At 66.6% G+C, this 21,816-nt stretch carries 26 protein-coding genes and 1 tRNA gene; 14 read left to right on the forward strand and 13 right to left on the reverse strand.

From position 1 onward, the window contains the following. Nucleotides 1-64: 64 nt before the first annotated feature. The 3 genes from dxs to DF286_RS04150 all read right to left on the reverse strand — a co-directional run bounded on the left by dxs (nt 65) and on the right by DF286_RS04150 (nt 2,966). Nucleotides 65-1,990 carry a 1-deoxy-D-xylulose-5-phosphate synthase gene (gene dxs, locus DF286_RS04140; protein WP_109270286.1) on the reverse strand — a complete coding sequence of 642 codons (1,926 nt, stop codon included), beginning with the start codon at nt 1,988-1,990 and terminating at the stop codon, nt 65-67. A gap of 72 nt (nt 1,991-2,062) precedes the next feature. After that, on the reverse strand, nt 2,063-2,524 hold the full coding sequence (locus DF286_RS04145) for a Fur family transcriptional regulator (RefSeq protein WP_109270287.1): 462 nt from the start codon (nt 2,522-2,524) through the stop codon (nt 2,063-2,065). Between the two features lie 73 nt (nt 2,525-2,597). After that, entirely contained in the window at nt 2,598-2,966 is a 369-nt protein-coding gene (locus DF286_RS04150; protein WP_109270288.1) for a MerC domain-containing protein, read from the reverse strand. A 116-nt stretch (nt 2,967-3,082) separates the two neighbouring features. Between DF286_RS04150 and DF286_RS04155 the strand changes: the two genes are divergently transcribed. From DF286_RS04155 to DF286_RS04185, 7 genes are all read left to right on the forward strand, one after another. Further along, entirely contained in the window at nt 3,083-4,135 is a 1,053-nt protein-coding gene (locus tag DF286_RS04155; RefSeq protein ID WP_170303930.1) for a COX15/CtaA family protein, read from the forward strand. Beyond that, a complete protein-coding gene (gene cutA / locus DF286_RS04160; protein WP_109270289.1) occupies nt 4,132-4,464 on the forward strand; it encodes a divalent-cation tolerance protein CutA in 333 nt (110 codons plus the stop codon). The genes DF286_RS04155 and cutA overlap by 4 nt, the downstream gene beginning before the upstream one ends. 120 nt (nt 4,465-4,584) lie before the next feature. Then, on the forward strand, nt 4,585-5,064 hold the full coding sequence (gene rplM, locus DF286_RS04165; protein WP_109270290.1) for a 50S ribosomal protein L13: 480 nt from the start codon (nt 4,585-4,587) through the stop codon (nt 5,062-5,064). Next, a complete protein-coding gene (gene rpsI / locus DF286_RS04170) occupies nt 5,064-5,603 on the forward strand; it encodes a 30S ribosomal protein S9 (protein WP_109270291.1) in 540 nt (179 codons plus the stop codon). Before rplM ends, rpsI begins: the two co-directional genes overlap by 1 nt. 201 nt (nt 5,604-5,804) lie before the next feature. Then, entirely contained in the window at nt 5,805-6,167 is a 363-nt protein-coding gene (locus tag DF286_RS04175; RefSeq protein WP_109270292.1) for a hypothetical protein, read from the forward strand. 108 nt (nt 6,168-6,275) lie between these two features. Next, a complete protein-coding gene (locus DF286_RS04180; protein ID WP_109270293.1) occupies nt 6,276-6,575 on the forward strand; it encodes a hypothetical protein in 300 nt (99 codons plus the stop codon). 66 nt (nt 6,576-6,641) lie between these two features. Continuing rightward, nucleotides 6,642-6,917 carry a hypothetical protein gene (locus tag DF286_RS04185; RefSeq protein WP_109270294.1) on the forward strand — a complete coding sequence of 92 codons (276 nt, stop codon included), beginning with the start codon at nt 6,642-6,644 and terminating at the stop codon, nt 6,915-6,917. Between the two features lie 5 nt (nt 6,918-6,922). Here the strand turns inward: DF286_RS04185 and DF286_RS04190 are convergent, their stop codons facing one another. Together DF286_RS04190 and DF286_RS04195 are read right to left on the reverse strand one after the other, a co-directional pair. Then, nucleotides 6,923-7,927 (reverse strand): ribonuclease Z, encoded by a 1,005-nt coding sequence (locus DF286_RS04190; RefSeq protein ID WP_109270295.1) that lies wholly within the window; start codon nt 7,925-7,927, stop codon nt 6,923-6,925. Nucleotides 7,928-7,959: 32 nt separating this feature from the next. Next, entirely contained in the window at nt 7,960-8,736 is a 777-nt protein-coding gene (locus DF286_RS04195; RefSeq protein WP_109270296.1) for a DUF1499 domain-containing protein, read from the reverse strand. 92 nt (nt 8,737-8,828) lie between these two features. Here DF286_RS04195 and DF286_RS04200 point away from each other — a divergent pair. Both DF286_RS04200 and DF286_RS04205 read left to right on the forward strand, forming a co-directional pair. Then, nucleotides 8,829-8,902 (forward strand) — tRNA-Gly (locus DF286_RS04200). Nucleotides 8,903-8,952: 50 nt separating this feature from the next. Beyond that, nucleotides 8,953-9,966, forward strand: coding sequence for a GGDEF domain-containing protein (locus DF286_RS04205; RefSeq protein WP_109270297.1), 1,014 nt, complete (start codon nt 8,953-8,955; stop codon nt 9,964-9,966). Here the strand turns inward: DF286_RS04205 and DF286_RS04210 are convergent. Then, nucleotides 9,963-10,721 carry a competence/damage-inducible protein A gene (locus tag DF286_RS04210; RefSeq protein WP_109270298.1) on the reverse strand — a complete coding sequence of 253 codons (759 nt, stop codon included), beginning with the start codon at nt 10,719-10,721 and terminating at the stop codon, nt 9,963-9,965. The two genes, DF286_RS04205 and DF286_RS04210, sit on opposite strands and share 4 nt — an antisense overlap. Nucleotides 10,722-10,784: 63 nt before the next feature. On the opposite strand from DF286_RS04210, the gene map reads away from it, so the two are divergent. Further along, a complete protein-coding gene (gene map / locus DF286_RS04215; protein ID WP_109272003.1) occupies nt 10,785-11,615 on the forward strand; it encodes a type I methionyl aminopeptidase in 831 nt (276 codons plus the stop codon). Between the two features lie 15 nt (nt 11,616-11,630). Here map and DF286_RS04220 read toward each other — a convergent pair whose 3' ends face one another. Together DF286_RS04220 and DF286_RS04225 are read right to left on the reverse strand one after the other, a co-directional pair. Further along, entirely contained in the window at nt 11,631-13,142 is a 1,512-nt protein-coding gene (locus tag DF286_RS04220; protein ID WP_109270299.1) for a L,D-transpeptidase family protein, read from the reverse strand. 108 nt (nt 13,143-13,250) lie between these two features. After that, the gene (locus tag DF286_RS04225; protein ID WP_243444712.1) at nt 13,251-13,595 is read right to left on the reverse strand and encodes a hypothetical protein; all 345 of its coding nucleotides are present in this window, start codon (nt 13,593-13,595) and stop codon (nt 13,251-13,253) included. 236 nt (nt 13,596-13,831) lie between these two features. Between DF286_RS04225 and DF286_RS04230 the strand changes: the two genes are divergently transcribed. The 3 genes from DF286_RS04230 (at nt 13,832) to glnA (ending at nt 15,975) form a co-directional block, all read left to right on the forward strand. Next, a complete protein-coding gene (locus tag DF286_RS04230; protein ID WP_109270300.1) occupies nt 13,832-14,170 on the forward strand; it encodes a P-II family nitrogen regulator in 339 nt (112 codons plus the stop codon). Nucleotides 14,171-14,245: 75 nt separating this feature from the next. After that, on the forward strand, nt 14,246-14,455 hold the full coding sequence (locus DF286_RS04235; RefSeq protein ID WP_109270301.1) for a helix-turn-helix domain-containing protein: 210 nt from the start codon (nt 14,246-14,248) through the stop codon (nt 14,453-14,455). A 107-nt stretch (nt 14,456-14,562) separates the two neighbouring features. Next, on the forward strand, nt 14,563-15,975 hold the full coding sequence (gene glnA / locus DF286_RS04240) for a type I glutamate--ammonia ligase (protein WP_109270302.1): 1,413 nt from the start codon (nt 14,563-14,565) through the stop codon (nt 15,973-15,975). 6 nt (nt 15,976-15,981) lie between these two features. On the opposite strand, the gene DF286_RS04245 is transcribed toward glnA, so the two are convergent. The 5 genes from DF286_RS04245 to DF286_RS04265 all read right to left on the reverse strand — a co-directional run bounded on the left by DF286_RS04245 (nt 15,982) and on the right by DF286_RS04265 (nt 21,182). After that, on the reverse strand, nt 15,982-17,529 hold the full coding sequence (locus DF286_RS04245; RefSeq protein ID WP_146193558.1) for a sulfatase-like hydrolase/transferase: 1,548 nt from the start codon (nt 17,527-17,529) through the stop codon (nt 15,982-15,984). Next, nucleotides 17,526-18,911 (reverse strand): class I SAM-dependent methyltransferase, encoded by a 1,386-nt coding sequence (locus DF286_RS04250; protein ID WP_109270304.1) that lies wholly within the window; start codon nt 18,909-18,911, stop codon nt 17,526-17,528. Before DF286_RS04250 ends, DF286_RS04245 begins: the two co-directional genes overlap by 4 nt. 5 nt (nt 18,912-18,916) lie before the next feature. After that, on the reverse strand, nt 18,917-19,144 hold the full coding sequence (locus DF286_RS04255; RefSeq protein WP_109270305.1) for a hypothetical protein: 228 nt from the start codon (nt 19,142-19,144) through the stop codon (nt 18,917-18,919). A 49-nt stretch (nt 19,145-19,193) separates the two neighbouring features. Beyond that, a complete protein-coding gene (locus DF286_RS04260) occupies nt 19,194-19,679 on the reverse strand; it encodes a hypothetical protein (RefSeq protein WP_109270306.1) in 486 nt (161 codons plus the stop codon). Between the two features lie 99 nt (nt 19,680-19,778). Continuing rightward, the gene (locus DF286_RS04265; RefSeq protein ID WP_109270307.1) at nt 19,779-21,182 is read right to left on the reverse strand and encodes an amino acid permease; all 1,404 of its coding nucleotides are present in this window, start codon (nt 21,180-21,182) and stop codon (nt 19,779-19,781) included. A 129-nt stretch (nt 21,183-21,311) separates the two neighbouring features. Here DF286_RS04265 and DF286_RS04270 point away from each other — a divergent pair, with 129 nt between their 5' ends. Continuing rightward, a complete protein-coding gene (locus DF286_RS04270; protein WP_109270308.1) occupies nt 21,312-21,800 on the forward strand; it encodes an MgtC/SapB family protein in 489 nt (162 codons plus the stop codon). Nucleotides 21,801-21,816 lie beyond the last annotated feature (16 nt).

The following is a 21,816-nucleotide window of genomic DNA, read 5'->3' on the forward strand; positions in this document are numbered from 1 at the left end:
CGAGAGTGAGGGCGGTATCGGGCGGCTCCGCCGCTTTTCCCCTTTCGCGGCGGAGCCTTCCTTTTCAGGCTCGCGCGCCCTCGACGACGCTGGCGCTGTTATGGCGCAGCGCTTTCAGCACCGTGTCGACGATCGCTTCGGCGTCCAGCCCGGCTTCCGAATATTGCTTTTCCGGTTTGTCCTGGTCCTGGAAACGGTCGGGAAGACGCATGGTGCGCAGCTTGAGGCCGGCATCGGTGAGGCCTGCGTCGCTGGCGAGCGTAAGAACATGTGCGCCGAAGCCGCCGACGGCGCCCTCCTCCACGGTGACCGCCACTTCGTGGCTGGTGAGCAGGCGGCGGATCAGCGCCTCGTCCAGAGGCTTGGCGAAGCGGAGATCGGCCACGGTGGTCGAAAGACCCTTGCCCTCCAGAGCCTCGGCGGCCTTCAGCGCCTCCTCCAGCCGCGTCCCGAGCGACAGGATGGCGACCTTCTTGCCTTCGCGGACGATCCGGCCCTTGCCAATCTCCAGCTTCTGCGGCGTCTCCGGCAGCGGCACGCCGGTGCCGTTGCCGCGCGGGTAGCGGACGGCGATGGGGCCGCTATCGTGCAGCGCCATGGTGTGGACCATGTGGACCAGCTCCGCCTCGTCCGCCGCCGCCATCACCACGAAGTTGGGAAGCGTGCAGAGATAGGCGAGATCGAAGCTGCCGGCATGGGTCTGCCCATCGGCACCGACCAGCCCCGCGCGATCCATGGCGAAACGGACCGGAAGGTTCTGGATCGCGACGTCGTGCACGACCTGATCGTAGGCCCGCTGCAGGAAGGTCGAATAGATGGCGGCAAAGGGCCGGTAGCCTTGCGCGGCGAGGCCGGCGGCGAAGGTGACCGCGTGCTGCTCGGCAATGCCGACGTCGAAGGTGCGGTCGGGGAATTTCGCCTGGAACTTGTCCAGCCCGGTGCCGGCCGGCATGGCGGCGGTAATCGCCACCACCCTGTCGTCCCGCTGCGCCTCGGCGACGAGGGCCTTGGCGAAGACCGAGGTGTAGCTCGGCGGCCCGGCCGGCGCCTTGGCCTGCACGCCGGAGACGACGTCGAACTTCTGGACGCCGTGGTATTTGTCGGCCGCCGCCTCGGCCGGGCCGTAGCCCTTGCCCTTCTTGGTGACGACATGGACGAGCATCGGCCCTTCGTCGGCATCGCGGACATTTTCGAGGATATCGACCAACCGCTCGACGTCGTGGCCGTCGACGGGGCCGACATAATAAAAGCCGAGCTCTTCGAAGAGGGTGCCGCCGGTGACCATGCCGCGGGCATATTCCTCGGCCTTGCGGGCGGCATTGTGGAGCGGCTGCGGCAGGCGACGGGCGAAGCGCTGCGCCAGGTGCCGCACCGACAGATATTTGTTCGAGCTGACGAGCCGGGCCAGATAGTGCGACAGGCCGCCCACCGGCGGCGCGATCGACATGTCGTTGTCGTTGAGGATGACGACCAGCCGATTTCCCGCCTGCTCGGCGTTGTTCATCGCTTCATAGGCCATGCCGGCGCTCATCGCGCCGTCGCCGATCACCGCCACCGCCTTCCCCGGTGCGCCGGCGAGCTTGTTCGCGACGGCGAAGCCAAGGGCTGCCGAGATGGAGGTCGAGCTGTGGGCGGCGCCGAACGGGTCGTATTCGCTCTCGGACCGCTTGGTGAAACCGGACAGGCCGCCGCCCATGCGCAGGGTGCGGATCCGGTCGCGGCGCCCGGTGATGATCTTGTGCGGATAGCATTGATGTCCGACGTCCCAGACCAGCCGGTCGCGCGGCGTATCGAACACATAATGGAGCGCCACCGTCAGCTCGACCACGCCGAGGCCGGCGCCGAGATGGCCGCCGGTCACAGAGACAGCCGAGATGGTTTCGGCGCGCAGCTCATCGGCGAACTGGCGCAGCCGATCCTTGGGAAGCGCGCGGAGCTGGTCGGGCGTCTGGACGGTGTCGAGGAGCGGGGTGCTGGGTCGGTCGGTCATGAAAATGCGTGGTCCTTCTCGGCCGCCGCTCTTAGACCGGCAACCCCGCGCTGTCGAATATTAGCTGGCGCCTTAGTCGGCTTCGCAATGGCTGCAGCGGCCCCGGACCTCGATCACCGGCCGCTCCGGCGCGAAACCGGCCTGCCGCGCGGCGTCCCGGACGCCGCCTGCCAGCAGGTCGTCGTCTATATGAGTTGCCTGCCCGCACTGGTCGCAGATGAGGAAGATGCAGTCGTGCAGGCAATCGGGATGCTCGTTGGCGACGTAGGCGTTGGCGCTTTCCACCCGATGGGCGAGGTTGGCGCCGACGAACAGGTCGAGGATGCGGTAGACGCTGTTGGCCGCGACCCGCCGTCCCTGGTTCTTCGAAACCCGATCGGCGATGTCATAGGCCGAGGCCGGCTTTTGGAAGCTGGACAACGCGTCGAACACGGCGGCGCGCATCGCCGTCCATTGCTCTCCGGACCGCTCCATCGTCGCCTGGGCGGCCTGGGCCAGCGATTTGCCGGCATGAACTGAGTGAACATGGGCCATGGCTGCGATTTAGGCCTATATGACGGTCGGGACAAGCAGTGGCTGCGCCGGCTGGGGCCGGACGCCCGAGTCGCTAGACGGCCGCCCGCCGGTTGAGATCGTGACCAAGGGCGAGGATCGCCACGCCGATGATGGTGTAGAGCACCTCGCTGCCATCGTGCGGCATGCCGAGCGCCCCCGCCATCACGCCGAGGCCGAGCCCGCCGACCGCTGCCGGCATCATGAAACCATGCTGGACGACCCCGCGCCCGAGAGCGAGAATGCCGAGCCCGATCGCGAGCAGTAGGCCCACCTCGTGGATCATCGGGCTCAGAAGCAGCCCACCGGCGGAGGCCAGTACGGCGAGCAGCACCGCGCTCGCGAGACAATGGACGAGGCACAGGCCGGACAGGCCGATGGCCCACCGGTCGAGCGTTCCTCCTCTTGCCGTTTCCGCGAACATTCTTCGATCGTCCTTGCTTGCGCTCGTTTATAATATGGCGGGCGTGAAGTTACAACATCACATGTGTTGAAAAGTACGAGTTGGCAAGTGCCGCCGACGGGGCCATATCGCCCGCCATGGCTTCCCAGGCACAATCCACCGCTCCCGCGGCCGCGGGACGCGCGCGACCGGGTGCGATCTCCAACTGGCTGTTCGCAGTCGCGGCGCTCGTCCTGCTGATGATCGTCGTCGGCGGAATCACGCGACTGACCGAGTCCGGCCTGTCCATGGTGCGCTGGGAGCCGGTGTCGGGCGCCATCCCGCCGCTCGACGCCGAGGCCTGGCAGGCGGAGTTCGACGCCTATCGCCAGAGCCCCCAATATCAGCAGGTGAACCGGGGCATGACGATGGCCGAGTTCAAGGAGATATTCTTCTGGGAATATGTCCACCGGCTGCTCGGCCGCATCATCGGCCTCGCCTTCGCGCTGCCGCTGCTCTGGTTCTGGATCAAGCGCGCGATTCCGGCCGGCCACGGCTGGCGCCTCCTCGTGCTCCTGGGGTTGGGCGGACTGCAGGGCGCGATCGGCTGGTGGATGGTCGCCTCTGGTCTCGTCGACCGGCCGGAAGTCAGCCACATCCGCCTTGCCGTGCACCTGCTGGCGGCGCTGCTCATCTTTGCGGCGCTGATCTGGGCCGCGCTCGACCTTCGGCAGCTCGCCCGCGACCCTGACGCGAGGCCGGCGCGGATGCCGACGCTCGCCATCTGGACTTTGTCGATCCTGGCGCTGCAGCTTCTGTTCGGCGCCTATACCGCCGGTCTCGAGGCGGGATACGCCTTCTCCAGTTGGCCCAAGATGGGCGACGAATGGTTCCCCGGCGGCACGCCGATGCTGGAGCCCTTCGTCCGCAACTTCGTGGATAATCCAATCGTGGTCCAGTTCGTGCACCGCTGGCTGGCCTTCGCGGTCGCGGCGGTGGTCGGCATTCTCGCCGCCGAGGCGTGGCGGCGGGGCAAGCGCACCGAGGCAGTCGTCCTCGTAGCCGCGGTTCTCCTCCAGATCGTCCTCGGCATCGTGACTCTACTCACCGGCGTTCATATCCATGTCGCCGTCGCCCATCAGGGCATGGCCGCCATCCTCCTCGGGAGCGTCGTCTGGACGGCGCATCGCCTCGGCGAGCGACGGGCGTGACCACGCTTCCCAAGACGGAGACGGTATCGGTCTACGTCGTCTTCGGCTCCGACGATGAGGCCCGACGCATCGGCCGGGAGATGGTCGAGCGCCGCCTCGCCGCCTGCGTCAACATCCTCGGCCCCTGCCATTCCGTCTATCGGTGGCAAGACGCGGTCGAGGAAGCCACCGAAGTGGCGGCGATCTTCAAGACCAGCTGGGAATCGAGCGAATCCCTCGCTGCCGCCATCGTCGAGAGCCACAGCTACGACGTTCCGGCCATTGCGATCTGGCCCATCGCGGCCACGACCCTGGCCTACCAGTCTTGGGTGCTGGACAATAGCCGGTAATATATTACCTTCCAGGAAGGTCGCGGATTTATTGACTTTCCGCCCTGCCGCTGCCATTTGGCCGCCCGTCGGCGCCGCTCCAGCACGGGCGGCGCGAATCGTTTAAAAGAGGTCTGCCCCATGAAGGCGCTGATGAAGACCACCAAGTCGGCGAAGCCCGCCGAGGTGGAGAAGAAGTGGCATCTGATCGATGCCGACGGGCTGGTGGTCGGGCGTCTCGCCACGATCGTCGCCAACATCCTGCGCGGCAAGCACAAGCCGAGCTACACCCCGCACGTCGATTGCGGCGACCATGTCGTCATCATCAACGCCGACAAGGTGAAGTTCACCGGCAAGAAGCTCGCCGACAAGGTCTATTACAAGCACACCGGCTATGCCGGCGGCATCAAGGGGATCACCGCGGGCAAGGTGCTCGAGGGCCGCTTCCCCGAGCGCGTGCTTGAAAAGGCCATCGAGCGCATGATCCCGCGCGGCCCGCTCGGCCGCGACCAGATGCGCGCGCTGCACCTTTATGCCGGCGCCGAGCACCCGCACGGCGGCCAGAACCCCGAAACTCTCGATGTCGCGGCGATGAACCGCAAGAACAAGGTGGGTGCCTGATGTCCGATACCCGTCAATCCCTGTCCGACCTGAAGGACCTCGCCCAGGGCGCAGGTGCCGCTCCGGCGGCCGCCACGGCTCCGGCTGAAGGCGAGACTCCGGTCCAGCCGGCCCAGCCCGAAGCGCCGCTGCGCGAGCAGCAGCTCGACGCCCATGGCCGCGCCTACGCGACCGGCCGCCGCAAGGACGCCGTCGCCCGCGTGTGGCTGAAGCCGGGCACCGGCCAGATCACCGTCAACGGCCGCGACCAGGCGATCTATTTCGCGCGTCCGACGCTGCGTCTCGTCATCAACCAGGTGTTCGACATCACCGAGCGCCGCGGCCAGTATGACGTCGTTGCCACCGTCACCGGCGGCGGCCTTTCCGGCCAGGCCGGCGCGGTGAAGCACGGCATCAGCCAGGCGCTCACCCGCTACGAGCCGGCGCTGCGCACCACCGTCAAGCGCGCGGGCTTCCTTACCCGCGACAGCCGCGTGGTCGAGCGCAAGAAGTACGGCAAGGCCAAGGCCCGCCGCAGCTTCCAGTTCTCGAAGCGCTGATCGGACCCTGTTCGACCATGGAAAGGGCGGTGCCGAAAGGCGCCGCCCTTTCTGTTTGCGCGAAGAGCGGCGGCTCCTTCTCCCGTCGACGCCTTCCAATTCTGCCGTTGATGGCTAAATCGATAAAGGATCTGCGAATTTGACGAGGTGCACAGGAAGGTGACGGCGAAGCCGCGAGTGGAGAGAGGGTGGACCGGGAGCTTGCTCACGCTCCTCACCGCCTGGCTCGGGCTCGGTCTACTCGCGCTGCAGCTCCCTGCACCGGCTCCGGCGCCGACCTCGCTTTCCGCGCCGGCGAGCCTGAGCGAAGCGCCGCCATTGGCGATCGCGCCGCGCGCCGCCCTCGCCGATGTTCGCGACACCGGGCGCCTCGCCAGTCTTCGCGGCACGCATTCACAGGACGACCAGCCTGGCTTCGACGGCGCCGGCGGCCTGGGCTCGGCCCCCATTGTCCAACTCCCGCAGGCCTACGCGGCGAAGCCATTCGGCTTCGACACTCAAATCCCTCCGCGCCAACGCCCGTGGCAGGGCGTCCGTGCCCGGGCGCCGCCATCCATCGCCTGACCGCCCGCCGCCGCTTCGGCGGCGACTATCGGAAAATCGCCAGCGCCCGGCGCCGCTCCTTCGCCTGAAGGGGCGGGCTGCGGCGCGGCACGGCAATGGAAAATCATCATGACGAATACGAAGCTCTCGCCTCTCGCCAAGAGATGCGAGCAACTGCTCTTGCGCTATCCGGACATCGACGCGGACGAAACCGATGAGATCGTCCAGTTCCTGAAGAAAGGCAGCCATCTCGAGATCGGCCTGCTCGGTGCGCGCGAAGGCGTTCGCCCCCGCATCGAGACGTTCAAACGCGATCATCGCAAGCGTTTCGCGCTCGGGCCCAAGGAATATGCACTGTTCCTGCTGATGACGCTGACACCGTTCGCCGCCATCTGCTGGTACGTGTGGGGCCGGGTGAATGCCGCCTAGTCCGCGGCAAGCTGGAAGGGGAGCCGGTCCGTTGAAAGGCGACGGCATCGATGCGAGGATCGCCAGGTGGACCTGATAGACGATATCTGGCTCGACGCCGTCGTAAGCCTGGTCGCGATCATCGCGCTCCCCTTCTACATCGGCTATCTCGATTCCCGGTTCGAGGATCTGCTGGCCTATGCGCTGGTCGCGGGCATCTGTCTCGCGACCGGCGAGCGCATCCTCTACAAATATTACCGGGACGACGGCATCGGGGAGTTCCTTGTCAACGCGGTGTTGCGCTCGGCGGCGGTGATCATCTGGGGCGGTTTCGCCTTCGGCCTCGGTATCTGGCTGATCTGACGCGGTTAGCGGCGCCCTGAGCCGGTGGGTTCACCGAACGCTGCCGCCACCTCGTCCAGCATCCGCAGTTCCTCGCCCTCATATTTGGGCGAGAAATGGAAGGGCTCCAACCGGCGAACCCCAGCCGCGCGGCCGATTTCGCCGGCCGCCGTCGTGGTGAGGTGAGCCCGATCGCGCGCCCGTTCGACATCGATCGCGGCGAAGCGGCTCTCGATGAAGAGCAGGTCCGCGTCGGCCGCGAGGCGGACAATGGCGTTTCGATTGGACGCCGTGTCGGCGACGTCGGTGACATAGGCGATCTTCTGGCCGCGCGAGACGCTGACGAGCGGGCGCAATTCGCCGAGGGGCGCGGAGCCGCCGTCCGGCAGCGCGACCGGATGGTCGTCGCCGCGCCCCTCCAGCACGGCTTGCTTCAGCGCCTGCAGCCACGGCCCGGTTGGAAGGCCGCGTTCGTCCAGCCGGTTCCTCCAGACGTTGACGTGCGCCCGCTCGGCAACCGTGAAGCCGAGGCACGGGCCGTGATGATCGAGCGTTACGGCGCGGACCTGGAAATCGGGCTCGTCCGCAACCACGCCATCCGCCATCGCCCGCTCTCCTTCGTCTCCCCGAGCGAAGGCATGGCTGAATCGGAAGGATGCCGAAGCGGCCCGGCCATCGGCCATGAGCTCGGTGACATGGAAGGCGAGTTCGGTATCGTAGCGGCCGACCAGGTCCCAATCATAGGCTTGGAGCTTGTGCCAGACCCGGTCCCGGAAGCCGACCGGACCGACCAGCGTCACGCTCTTCTCCCGCCCCACCGACACGCGGAGCAGCGCATCGAAGCCGATGAAATGGTCCATGTGGCAATGCGTCACGAAGACATGGCTGACGCGCAGCAGGTCCCGGGCGCTGAGCGGGGCCAGGTCGCCGAGGTCGAACAGAAGCGCGCCCCGGTGGTGGAGCCGCTCGACGAACAAGGCCGGATCGCCGAAGCGCCCGTTAACGAGCGAAGGATGAAGGCTGGGCCGCATGTCGCTGCAACGCGCGGGGCCCGGGCGTTGGTTCAGCCCTGCCGCAGATCCTCCAGGAAGTTCCGGATTCGATCGGCGTTGACGCCAAGGTCGCTGACGCCGACGCGGCTGACGGAGCGCATGTCCACGAAGCTGCCGCCGGCCGGGTTGGGTGTCACGCGGATCACGACATCGTCCTTGAAGCCGAAGAAGGTGCTGGTGTCGGTCGCCTCGACGACTCCTCTCGGGTCGGCGCTGGCGATCTCCCATCCGCGATCGCGCGCCAACGCCTCGGCACGCCGCACCGTCTCTTCGACGTTCCACGGCACTTCGGCGGTGCGAAGGTCGCCATAGGCCCGGGCGTGAAGCATTCGCCAGCGCTCGACCGGCGCCATTCGCATCAGCCGCGGATCGCCCTGGGCGGGGACGACGTCGAAATTGTCCTCGCGAAGGGCGAGGCGGAAGAAGCGCGGCACGCTCTCCAAATTGGTGGTGACGTCGTGAATCGGCGGCACGCTCCGCGCGGCAATCGCGAGGCTGGCGACATAGCCGGCAAACAGCAGCGCGATGATCAGCGCGGCGAGATTGACGGCCGCGAGCGAGCCGGCCGCCCGCCGCGCCATCAACCAGGCGGCGATCGCCAGCAGGCCGCCGGCCACGGCCGCGTAGAACGCCCACCTCAGAATCAGGAAGCCGTCGCTGAAGTGCCAGGCGCCTTCGCGGGTGCCGAGAGCAGCGATCAGCGCCGCCGCCACCGCACCAACGCTCAGCGCCAGCGCCGTCCAGCTGAGCCTTGCCGTCCAAACCCGCCTGCGAAGAGCCTCGGCCATGGTCCGTCTCCTCTGTGCTGCGTGACGCCGCTTTTGATCCTGATCGAGCCTCTCGACAAGCCCCGCCACGCTTTCTAGATATCGGGCCGCGAGCGGGTGTAGCTCAATGGTAGAGCAGAAGCTTCCCAAGCTTACGACGAGGGTTCGATTCCCTTCACCCGCTCCAGCTTTCCACACAGTTGATTTCCGGTTACTCCATGGGAGTGGGGGAGCGTTGTGACAGGCAAATCCGAAGCAGAGCAGGATCGCCGGCGTCTGTACGAGCGCATCGGCCAATTCCTGTTCGATCACCGTCTGGAGCCCAGCCCCGCCAACTATATGCTCGTCCACATGCTGGTGACGGGCAGCAACGCCTCCGCCGTCGCCGCCGTCGAAGAAGCGACCGAAGACGGCCTGCGCCTGAGCCAGGACGAAGCCGATCGCATCCTGGCGATGATCGGCGAGGCCCCGCCGGCGCCTCCCTCCCCCGCGGCCGACGCGGCGATCAAGGAAGTGCGGCGGCAGATGGACGACTTTGCCGGCATCGTCGACACCACCCGCGCCGAAGTGAAGGTCTATGGGCGCGACCTCAAATCGGGCGCCGCGCAGCTCGCCGCCGCAGCCGGTGCTGAATCCATCGCCGAGCTCATCCGCGTCACCGGCACGATGATCGAGCGCACGCGCGCGGCCGAGGGCCGGCTCGAAGCGGCCACCGGCGAGGCAAGGGCGCTGAGGGCGCGCCTCGCAAGCGCGGAGGAGGAGGCGCGTCGCGACCCCCTCACCGGCCTTCCCAACCGGCGCGCCTTCGGCGATCGATTCGCCGCCTTGTCGAACGAGGGCACGCCGTTCGCGGTCGCGCTTTGCGATATCGACCGGTTCAAGCGCATCAACGACAGCCATGGCCACGCCGTCGGCGACCGCGTGTTGAAGACCGTCGCCAGCATCTTGCAGCAAAGCTGCGAGGGCGCGACGGTCGCCCGCTATGGTGGCGAGGAATTCGCCATCCTCTTCCCCGCCAAGGAAGCCGCCGCCGCCGCGGCGATCGTCGATGCGGCGCGGGAGGCGGTGGCGGAGCGCCAGTTTACGGTCCGCGAAACCGACGCGCCGCTCGGCCGCGTCGCCTTCTCGGCCGGTGTGGTCGCTGCCGCCAAGGGCGAGGCCTATGAAACGATCATGCAGCGGGCCGACGCCCTGCTCTACAAAGCGAAGCATGAGGGCCGGAACCGCGTCGAAACGGAGCCTTCGGCCTAGATCCCGCCCCTGACGACCGGCCTTCCCGTCTCCTCAAGTCGCGCGACGAGATCGGCGGCGCAGGCCTCCAGCGCGGCCTCGTCCGGGCTGCGGATCACGAAATTGGCGCCGACCCCGCCCTCGCGGAAGAAGGGATAGCTGCCGATCCGGCATCCGTCATGCGCCCTTTCCGTCGCCGCCAGCAGATCGGCGACCTCGCTTTCCGGCACCCAGCAGCCGATCGTGCGCGACAGGAGCGGCCGGCCGCCTTCCAGCGTCCCCGTCAAAGCCTCCAGCATCTGCGCCGCAATGTGCGGCACTCCGGCCAGCATGAATATATTGCCGCACCTGATCCCGGGGGCGCCCGACCGAATGTTCTCGATCAGCTCCGCGCCGGCAGGCACCCGCGCCATCCGGAGCCGGACCTCGGTGAGCCCGCCCCGGCCGGCATAATGCGCCTCCAGCATCGCCCGCGCCGCCGGATGCACCTCCACCGCCACGCCCAGCGCCGCCGCTACCGCGTCGACGGTGATGTCGTCGTGGGTGGGGCCGATGCCGCCGGTGGTGAAGAGATAATCGTTGCTTCCCCCAAGCGCCCTCACCGCGTCGACGATCCGCGGCTCGAGGTCGGGAACCACCCGCACTTCCGTGAGGCGTATGCCCTGCAGATTGAGCCATGTGGCGATCGGCGCCACGTTGCGATCCTGGACGCGGCCCGAAAGGATCTCGTCGCCGATGATCAGCAGGGCCGCCGTCCAGATCCGCTCGCTCCTCATGGCCGCTCAGTGCCACAGGTGCCGGGGGTCGCCAAGCCGCGGCCGACGACCTATATCGCGACGATGACCGAATATGTGACCGTTGACCATGCCGACGCCGGCAATGCGCGGAGCGGCGCCATCAAGCTGCACGGCCCCGAAGCCTTTGCAGGCATGCGCGCCGCCGGCCGCCTCGCCGCCGAGATACTCGACGCGCTCGTCCCGCACGTCGTTCCGGGCGTGACCACCGCCGAGCTCGACGCGATCGTAGCCCGCATGACCCGCGAGGCCGGCGCGGTGCCCGCCACGCTCGGCTATCGCGGCTATACCCACAGCTGCTGCGTCTCGATCAACCATGTCGTCTGCCACGGCATCCCCAGCGATCGCGCACTGAAGGACGGCGACATCCTCAATATCGACGTGACTCCGCTCTTGAATGGCTGGCACGGCGATTCCAGCCGCATGTATCTGTGCGGCGATGTGCCCATCAAGGCGAAGAAGCTCGTTCAGGTTACCTATGAGTGCCTGATGCTGGGCCTTGAGCAGGCCAAGCCCGGCAATCACCTCGGCGACATTTCCCACGCCATCCAGACCCATGCCGAGAAGCATCGCTACGGCGTCGTCCGCGACTTCTGCGGCCATGGCGTCGGCCGCAATTTCCACGACGCGCCTGAGGTCGTCCATGTCGGCAGACCCGGCACCGGACCGGAGCTGCGCCCCGGCATGTTCTTCACCGTCGAACCGATGATCAACATCGGCAAGCCCGCCTGCAAGGTGCTCGATGACGGCTGGACCGCGGTCACCCGCGACCGCAGCCTCTCCGCCCAGTTCGAGCATTCGATCGGCATCACCGAGGACGGCTGCGAGATCTTTACCAAGAGCCCCCAAGGTCTCGACGCGCCGCCCTATAGGTGACGGCGCGTCGATCGGTCAGCGGGCCGCCGCAAAGGTGCGGCCGCCCCATTGGGCCAGCTGAGCCGCGTCCCGGTCATAGGCATCCTCCCGGAAGGCGATGCCGTTCTCGGACGGCGCGGCCGTGAAATAGGTGATGTAGACCGGCACCGGATTGGCCAGGTTCACATGCTTTTCGGTGCCGACCGACGGGATCTTCAGCGGCTGCCCGAACAGCCATTTCGCCAGTCTCTGCGCATCCTCCACCCGGACGCAGCCCGAGCTGAAGCGCCGGTGCTCGTCCTTGAAGAGATGCCGGTCCGGCGTGTCGTGAAGATAGACGCCATATTCGTTGGGGAACATGAACTTCATCTTCCCCATCGCATTGCCGTCGCCGGGTAGCTGACGGACGCGCAGGCTCGTGTCGCCCGAGGCGACCGCGGCCCAATCGATTTCCGCCGGATCGAGCGTGCGGGCATGGGCCGTCCAGTCGGACAGCGCCTCGTAGCGCATCCGCTTCATATAGGAGGGACCCTCCTTCAACACTTTGGGTGCGATATTGTCGCGGACCAGGTCCGGCGGGACATTCCAATAAGGGTTGATCGCGACATACCGCATCAGCCCGACCAGCATCGGCGTCGGCTGGTCCGGCTTGCCCACGACGACCTTCATGGTGTCGACGGGACGGCCATTCTCATAGAGCCAGAGCCGCGCAGCGGCCGCGTCCACCACGATATGCCGCCCGCCGGGATTCGCCGGCAGCGCGCGGGCGCGCTCCATGTTGAGCCGGATCAGCTGCTCGTGATGGCCGGGACCCCGATTCAACGCCGCGAGCGTCGTCGGCCCGACCAGCCCGTCGACAGGGAGGCCATGATCGGCCTGGAAGGCGCGCACCTTCTCGGCGAGGTCCTTGTCGAAGGTGGAACCGCCCGGCACGCCCAGCCTCGTGCGTAGCAGTCGCACCCGATCGCCCTTGGAGCCCGGGCGCAGGATCGGCCCGGCGGGAAGGGCAAATTGCGGAAGGTTGCCCCAGCGGCGGCGGTGCTCCAGCAAGCCTTCGCGCAGCCCCGCGTAGACGGGATTCACCCACCGACCTTCGTCGATATAGTCGATGAGCGACGGGGCGGCCGCTGCCGCACGGATCACCGCAGCGGCACTCGGACGTGCCGGCTCCAGCGCCTCGTCCAGATAGGCGATGTCGACATCGGTCGGCCGGCGCACGTCGCGCACATAATCGATGAAGGTCTTGGAAAGCTCGATCTCGGCCCTGGCCAGCGCCTCGGGCGATCCGCCCCGCGCCCGTTCGATCCATCGGCGAAGGTCGTCCGGGTCGTAGTCGCCGGGGTCGAGGCCGTCGAGCTCCGCCGTCGAGACCAGCTCGATCAGCCGGTCGGCCGCCGGTCCGGGCCGGCCGTTCTCGATCCACAGCGGGCGGTAACCTCGCGCCTTGTAGACCGATTTCAGCGTTCGGTTGAGCTTGCCGGACGAGCGTATCTCGGCCTGGACCTGTTGCGGGCTCGCATAGGAGGCCGCCAGCGCCGGCGCGGGCATTGCCGCGAGCGCGAGAGCCGCGAGGCAAGCGTGTATAAAGGGTAGGCGCGCCGGCGGACGCGGTCCGCCGGCGCATCGACTAGAAGGCATCAATCCGCGTCGAGGGCGTCAGCCCCGCTCCCCGGACTGATAGGCCGGCGGCGGCGCCTGGGTCGGCGGCGGAGGCGGCGCCTGGTAGGGGTAGTAGGTGCCATCCTGCGTGTAATAGCCGTCGGCCCGGCCGTCATTGTCGCGGTCCGCCGCGATCGTGCCGGCGATCGCGCCGACAGCCGCGCCGGCAAGCGCGCCCTCAATCGGGCTGACGCCAGGAACGACGGCGCCGACACCGGCACCCGCCGCTGCGCCAATCGCCGCGCCGGTGCCGGCGCTCTCCAGCGTATCGTCATTGTAGGTCGAGCACGCACCAAGGGTCACGGTGCCCGCCATCAGGACAACCAATATCTTCCTGTTCATGTCAGTCTCCCTGAAAGGCCGCGAGAAGGGCTGCTGCGGCATACCGGCCTCGGCACGCGAGCGAGGGCAACCCGTGTTCGCAATCGATCAAACGACAGGTTTGAAGAATCGTTCCTCAGGGGAAACGGCCGGAGGCCCAACGGTGCGGCGCATGCGCGCGGAATCCGCACGAATCCCGCCGCTTGCGCCATCCCCCCGGCCCGTTATGCTGCACCGCGACAGCAGTGGGGAGTCGCGTGAAGAAGATCGAGGCGGTCATCAAACCGTTCAAGCTGGACGAGGTGAAGGAGGCGCTGCACGAGGTCGGCGTCTCCGGAATCACCGTCACCGAGGCTAAGGGCTTCGGGCGGCAGAAAGGACATACGGAGCTCTACAGGGGCGCCGAATATGTCGTCGATTTCCTGCCCAAGGTGCGGCTGGAGGTGGTCGTCGACGACGGCCTCGCCGAGCGGGTGGTCGAGGCAATCGCCAACGCCGCGCGGACGGGGCGGATCGGCGACGGCAAAATCTTCGTTTCGACCATAGAAGAGGCGATGCGCATCCGCACGGGAGAACGAGGCTCCGACGCCATTTGACGGCCCGACCGACGTCACCCCGGCGCCGAGATCCCGGCCTTCGCCGGGATGACGAGTTAAGCTAAAGCCCGAGCCATGGACGATCCCCGCCTGGCCTCCATGTCGCCGCAAGAGCTTCGCTCCGCCATGCGGACGCTGGGCTACCGGACGCAGAACGACCTCGCCAATGGGATCGGCGTCAGCCGTTCCGCGGTCAGCCTCTGGTTGGAGGGCAAGGTCGGCGTGCCCCGGCCCGTAGCGATGCTACTGAGAATGCTGATCGCGGCGCAGCGGCGCCAGTTCTGATCATCCATGTGAAATATTCACGCCGGCGCGCCCGCCCCTAGACGACTCGCGGCCCCTTCGGGAATGGAGGGGGCGAGGGCAACTTCCGACAGTAAGGAATATTTCCGATGGCGAACGACGCGGGCAAGATCCTGAGCATGATCAAGGAGCAGGAGATCGAGTGGGTGGACCTCCGCTTCACCGATCCCAAGGGCAAGTGGCAGCATCTGTCGATGGTCGCCAGCCTCATCGACGAGGAACAGCTCACCGACGGCTTCATGTTCGACGGCTCGTCCATCGCCGGCTGGAAGGCGATCAACGAAAGCGACATGCTCCTGAAGCCGGACCTCGACGCCGTCTATGTCGACCCGTTCAGCGCGACGCCGATGCTGATCCTCTTCTGCGACGTGGTCGATCCGGGCACCGGCGAGCTCTACGCCCGCGATCCCCGCTCCACCGCCAAGCGCGCCGAGGCGTATCTCAAATCCATCGGCATCGGCGACACCATCTATGTCGGGCCGGAAGCCGAATTCTTCATGTTCGACGACGTCCGCTTCGAGGACAGCTACAACACCTCCTACTACCGCCTCGACGATATCGAGCTGCCAACCAATTCGGGCCGGGAATATGAGGTCGGCAATCTGGGCCACCGGCCGCGCGCCAAGGGCGGCTACTTCCCCGTCGCGCCCGTCGACAGCGCCATGGACATTCGCGGCGAGATGGTCTCGACGATGCTCGAAATGGGCCTCCCCATGGATAAGCATCATCACGAGGTCGCCGCCGGCCAGCATGAGCTCGGCATGACCTACGGCAGCCTGGTCGAGACCGCCGACCGCATGCAGATCTACAAATATGTCGTGCACATGGTCGCCCACGCCTATGGCAAGACCGCGACCTTCATGCCCAAGCCGATCAAGGGCGACAACGGCTCGGGCATGCACGTGCATCTTTCGATCTGGAACCAGGGCAAGCCGCTTTTCGCCGGCAACGGCTATGCCGGCCTCAGCGAAACCGCGCTCTACTTCATCGGCGGCATCATCAAGCACGCCAAGGCCTGCAACGCCTTCACCAACCCGACGACCAACAGCTACAAGCGCCTGGTGCCGGGCTTCGAGGCGCCGGTGCTGCTCGCTTATTCGAGCCGCAACCGCTCCGCCTCCTGCCGCATTCCCTATGGCGCCGGCGAGAAGGCGAAGCGCGTCGAGTGCCGGTTCCCGGACCCGCTCGCCAACCCCTATCTCGCATATTCGGCGCTGGTCATGGCGGGCCTCGACGGCATCCAAAACCGCATCCATCCGGGCGAGGCGATCGACAAGAATCTCTACGACCTGCCGCCGGCCGAGCTGGTCGACGTGCCGACCGTCGCCGGTAGCCTGCGCGAAGCGCTCATCGCCCTCCAGAACGACCGCGAGTTCCTGACCCGGGGCGACGTCTTCTCCGACGACCAGCTCGATGCCTATATCGACCTCAAATGGGAAGAGCAGCTCCGCTGGGAGACCACCCCGAGTCCGGTCGAATACGACATGTACTATTCGAGCTGAGACGCGTCAGTTCAGCTCCCGCGTCACGTCCTTGAAGCGGTACAGCGCCGCGTCACTCTCGAATACATAGTGGCGCGGCGCGGGTTCGACGCCTTTGCCGCTGAAATAGGCGTTTATGATCTGGGGGTAGACGTTGATAGGGCTTGCCGGAGCAGGCGCCGGTGCTCCATCGACATGGCGGATTGCCATCAGAATGCCCATCTTCTCCGCAAGCTGCCTCGCATTGAGGCCGGCCCAATCGACGGCGACGGGATCGCGGCCGAGGAAGCGCTCGTCGCCGACGAACGGCTCGGGCCACGGGCCTTCGTCGGAATGGAGCACGATCACCGCCGGACGCGGCCCAGCGAGGATGGCGTCGATCAGGCGCAGCGCCTCGCGATTGGCATATTCTATCTGCGCCACATAATTGTCCCGCCGGCTCGACGCAGTCGCCTTCGCCAGCGAGCGGCAGCTGCCGTCGGCGTTGAGGACGAACGGCGGATGCGGCACCAGGAAATGCGCGAACACATATTTGCGTGAGCCCTCGTCCGCCAGCTCGCGCAGCTGCTCGAACTTATAGGTAGCGCGGCGGCACTGATCGCCCCGCCCGTCGCCATACGCAAGTCCCGTCTGGGCGAGCGCGAAGCCGATGGCTGACTGGCCGAGGACGAGCCTGCCCAGCTCGGGCACGGCGCGGTAGTTAATGTTGCGATCGGCAAGACCGCTCCGGCGTGTCGGATTCCACCAGGAGCCGGCGAAAACCGTCTCATACCCCTGGCGCTCGAAGAAGCGCAGCGCCTGGCTGGAAGTCAACGACCGGTAGATCGGTACCCAGTCTGCCGCCTGAGCCGAACTTGAGAGCCGATCGAGATAGGAGGCATTCAGCGTGGAGGCGACGGAATGGCCGGTGCGCTGGTAGTTGGAGAAAGCCTCCTCATTCACCGCGAAGCCGCGCTTCCGCAGGGCGGAGAGGAAGGCGCTGTTGTCGTAACCGTAGGCGCCACCGAGCGTGGCATTGTTTCCGTAGCGGTCGAAGATCAGGTGCCAGACGTCCGGGCTTGTCGCTGAGGCCTCGCCGTCGAAGGCGGCAAACGCCTGATCAGGCGCGGGCCGGTGCCGTTCCAGATCAATCTGCCGGAGCAACACAACGCCGGCGATACCGATCACGATGGGCACGAGGATGAGGTTGATCTTGCGGTTCACGGCCAGGACGCCCGGGGCCTCGCGCGGTATGCGCCGGGCCGCCAGCACCGCCGCCACGCCCCCCATCAGCAGCAGCCCCCCACGCATCCAGGCCGAAGGCGAGACCGCGAAGACAGCCACCGGAAGATAGAGGATGTAGACGGCGGCGACCCCGGACATCAGTCCGGCCCGCGCCCAGCCGCCGGCTACCAAACGCAAGGCCAGCACCGCGAGTCCCACCAGCGCTAGGACGGCGCCTACCGTAGGCAGCGCATCTTCGTAGGGCACCCGGCTCATGTTGGAGAGCCATAGGGTCAGCGTCACGACTAGGGCGACGGCGCCACCGGCGAGCGGCAACCGCGACAGCCAGGATGCTTCTGGCGTGGCGGTCAATGCCGGCGGTCGTAAACTATGAGCAGCCGGCCGTTATCCCCGAGCCGGCTCTGGTCTGTGATAGCGCCGCGCGCCTTCACATGCGCGAGGAACGCCTCCTCGCCATAATCGGGGAAGATGTCGCGGCGGCCACGCAGTAGCTCGCGCACCATCGGGTCGCTCTTGGACGGGAATTCGATGACGCCGGTCGGGGCCAGGCTCATCAGCCAGTCCACCACCATGTCGAGCGGTACGTTCTTGGCGATCGCTAGGTGATGGATGACGGCGAGCGCCAGCACCGCATCCGCCCCCTTCCGCTCCGCCAGGCTCTTGCGCTCCGCGCTGGCCCAGCCTTGCGACGGGCTTGGGTTGGTCGCGTCAAGCCAGAGCGGCAGCATGCGGCGGCCGTCACGGTTGAAGCGCGCATAGGCCCGTTCGAGAGCGCCGAAATCGAAGTCGAATCCGACCACGGACCGGGCACCATGGTCAAGCGCCGTGCGGCTGAAGTCACCGCTGTTGCAGCCTAAATCGAAAAGGAGTCCGGGGCTGGAGGAGTTGACGAAGCGGGCGACGAACTCGTGCTTGGCCCGGCGGCGCTCCTCGTCATAGCTGTTGCTGCCGGCATAATCAGCCCAGATAGTTTTTTGGGCTGGAAGCCGCAGCCCTTCTGTAAAGCCGCGCAAGCCGCGTAGGATAGCGACGAGCCCCTTCTTCGAAAGTCGTGCCTCGGTACCTTTCCGGCGCTCCAGCCCCTTGGCGACACTGCGGCGATGGATGTAGGTCGGGCCGACAATATGGGCGAGCACCGTGAACGAAAGCTTGTCGCGCACGCGAAGCACCCGTGCCACGTCCTCGGGCGTCAGCCCTTCACCGCTGCCGCGATACCAAGCATTCGGCGCCAGGCCGCGCTTCGACCAGAGCAGCAGAGGAGCCAGGAATTGCATGGCGAACTGGCGCTGCCCGGCCCAGAGCGCTCCCTCCTCGTAGCGGACAATGGAAAGATGGTCGATGAAGACCGGCTTCGTGCCTTCGAACTGCACGTTGTACGCCGTGGCATCCGACAGGGTGAAGTCATCATCCAGCAGATCGAGATGGAAATCGAGATGGAGCAACGCCGCTGCCTTGAGCGCGGAGAAAGTCCATTCATAAGGATAGGAGACAAAGTCGATTCGCGGATGTTCCAGCAGGTAGCGCGGCTTAGCAGCCGGTCCTTCCAGAGCTCCGGGCTGGCGCTCGTACAGACCGATCAGATGGCCCCGATTAATTGCCTTGCCGAACACCCCAGCGTCTCGTGCTGCCTCGTAATGGCCGCTGCCTGCGTCGAATACGGCGCGGAACACGCGGCCGTCGGCATGAAGAACTCGTCCCGCAGGATCGCGGAATGAGCCAGGATCGAACTTCATGGGGTTCAATCCTCGTGGCTGTCCCGCGCGGAGGTGGGTGGAGGACCGCGCCTGAACAGGCTGACGATCCGGGCCAGTTGGACCTTACCAAACAGCAGCACGCCCGCGACAACGCCGGTCGCCATCTGCAGCGCCAGGCTGATTGTTCCTGAATCGAGATAAGCATAGGCCGGGGCGGCGGTGAGCACTGATGCCATCCCAAGTGCGAAAAGGAGGTCTGAGAGGCGCTTCATCGACTTCGGATCCTCTTGTTCGGAGAAGATCCGATGTGCACGGGAATGGTTAAGAAGCCGTTGAGTCCCGCTCAAGTCCTCGCATCTGGTAGCGCGCGGCAATCAGGGCGATTGGCAGGCCGACGAAGAAGAGCTGGAACGCCAGCGACAGCAGCACGCTCGAGGGGGTCGTGATCGGAAAGATGGCGGGCCAGCGGGCCGGCAGCACGATCCAGTACATCACGATATAGGTAAGGGCCCCGTAGGCGAGGCCGATCGGGACCGGATGCCGGACGAGGGCCGGCCTGGCGCGGGCGGCGATCATGAACACCGCCGCTATCACCGCCATGATGCCATAATGGATGATGAGGCCGGCCAGGGCGGCGAGGGGACCGCCGTCGCGCATCACGTCGCCGAACGGCCCGGCGGCGATACCGCGCAGCACGTCCCCGGCCGACTGCCCCTTCAAGATCCAGGCTGACAGGATTGCCGCCGAAAGGTCCAAGGTGCCCGCAACGACCGTCCCGACGGCAATCGGCTCAGCGATCCCCTTCATTGTCCCCTCCTGCAGCGCAGTCCGGAACCTATCCCGCGACGGCCGCCGGAAGACCGCTCTTCGACGAACGACCCGTGCCTTCGACGAGCGGCTCGAAGGCTAGGCGGCAGGCGACGTTCGCCGGCTCCCATAGAGCAGGTAGATTACCAGCCCCACGACATGGGCCGCGAGGAAAAAGAGCTGGGTCTTCTGCGGCAGGCTGATGAACAGATAAATGCAGCCGCCGATCGCAACCGGACCGATCAGCCAGTAGAGCGGCGTCCTGAACTGGCGCGGCGCGTCGGGCTCGCGGCGGCGCATGATCAGCATGCAGAGCGCCACCGCCATGAAGGCGGTGAGGGTCCCGGCATTGGCGAGCGCGGCGAGATCGGCGAGCGGGATGAATCCCGCCAGGATGCCGACGACAACCGCCGTGAAGATGGTGATCCGCACCGGCGTGCCGCGCCCTGAAACCGTCGCGAGACCCCGCGGCAGGAGACCGTCGCGCGCCATCACGAAGAAGATGCGGCTCTGTCCGTAGAAGAAGGCGAGGATGACGGTCGGCAGTGCGATGACCGCGGAGGCGGCCAGGTAGGTCGCCGCGCCCGGCTGGCCGAGCTCGCGAAGGATGAGCGCCAGCGGCTCGGGGCTATTGGCGAATTCCGTATAGTGAACGGCGCCGACGGCCGCGATCGCAACCGCCATGTAGATGACGACGCAGGCGATCATCGATCCAACGATGCCGAATTTTAGGTCGCGGTTGGGATTCTTCGTCTCTTCCGCCGCGGTGGCGATGGCGTCGAAGCCGTAGAAGGCGAAGAAGATGATCGCCGCCGCCGCCATCACGCCGCGCTCCACCCCGCCCGCGTCCATGGTCTTGCCGAAGCCGTAAGGCGAGAAGGGCTCCAGGTTGGCGGCATTGAAATAGGGTAGCGCCACTATGACGAAGACGATCAGGGCGAGGATCTTCACCACCACCAGCGCCGCGTTGAGGGTCGCGCTTTCCTTGGTGCCGACCATCAACAGTCCCGCGACCACGGCGATGATGAAGATGGCGGGCAGGTTGATGATGCCGCCCAGCTCCGGCCCCTGCATCAGCGCCATCGGCACACCGAGCCAGGCCTGGAGCAACGGCGCGGCATAGCCAGACCAGCCGACCGCCACCGCGCTCACCACCAGCGAATATTCGAGAATGAGGCTCCAGCCGACGATCCAGGCGACCAGCTCGCCGATCACGACATAGCTATAGGTGTAGGCGCTGCCCGAGGCGGGGATCATCGTCGCCATCTCGGCGTAGGCGAGCGCGGCGCAAGCACAGATGACGCCGGCGATGACGAAGGAGAGAATGACCGCTGGCCCCGCCTTGTCGGCGCCGACGCCGATCAGGGTAAGGATGCCCGTGCCGACGATCGCGCCGACGCCCAGCGCGATCAGATGCGGCCAGGAAAGGCTCCGGGTCAGCCGGTGCTCGGGCAGGAGCTCCTCGCTCATGATGATGCGCTTGCGCGCGTTCCAGTTCTTCATGGCGACCCCTCCCCCTTCGATTGCGCGCAACCATGTCGGCTCGTCGCGTATTCCATCGAGAGGGCGTGGCCGGCAAGCCCGATCGTTCGTTATGCTGGCTTTTCCAACCCGTAGAGGTAAGCCGGACGCATGGTTGAGCAGCTGTTTGGACCCGACGACTTCAACATCCTGCCGCACCTCGTGGCGCTCGCCGTGGCCTATGCGCTCGCCTTCCCGATCGGCTGGAACCGCGAGCGCGAAGAGCGCAGCGCGGGCCTACGCACCTTTCCCCTGGTGGCGGTGGCGACCTGCGGCTTCATCCAGGCCGCCGAGACGCTGACGGCCGACAGCCCGGAGGCGATGGCGCGGATCATCGAAGGCCTGATCACCGGCATGGGCTTCATCGGCGGCGGCGCTATCCTGAGGCAGGAAAAATCCGTGAAGGGCACCGCGACCGCCGCCAGCCTCTGGATCACGGGCGCGATTGGTGTTGCATCGGGCCTCGGCAGCTTCGACGTCGCCCTGATGCTTTCGCTCGCGACCATCGTGACCTTGTGGATACTCTCGCCCGCCAACCGGATCGGCCGAGGCGTCCGCGACGACACGAATGACGAGGCGCCGAGGGCGTCGCGCGACTAGATCAGGGGCCGACGGC

It is taken from the genome of Sphingosinicella humi (assembly GCF_003129465.1).
GTDB classification, from domain to species: domain Bacteria; phylum Pseudomonadota; class Alphaproteobacteria; order Sphingomonadales; family Sphingomonadaceae; genus Allosphingosinicella; species Allosphingosinicella humi.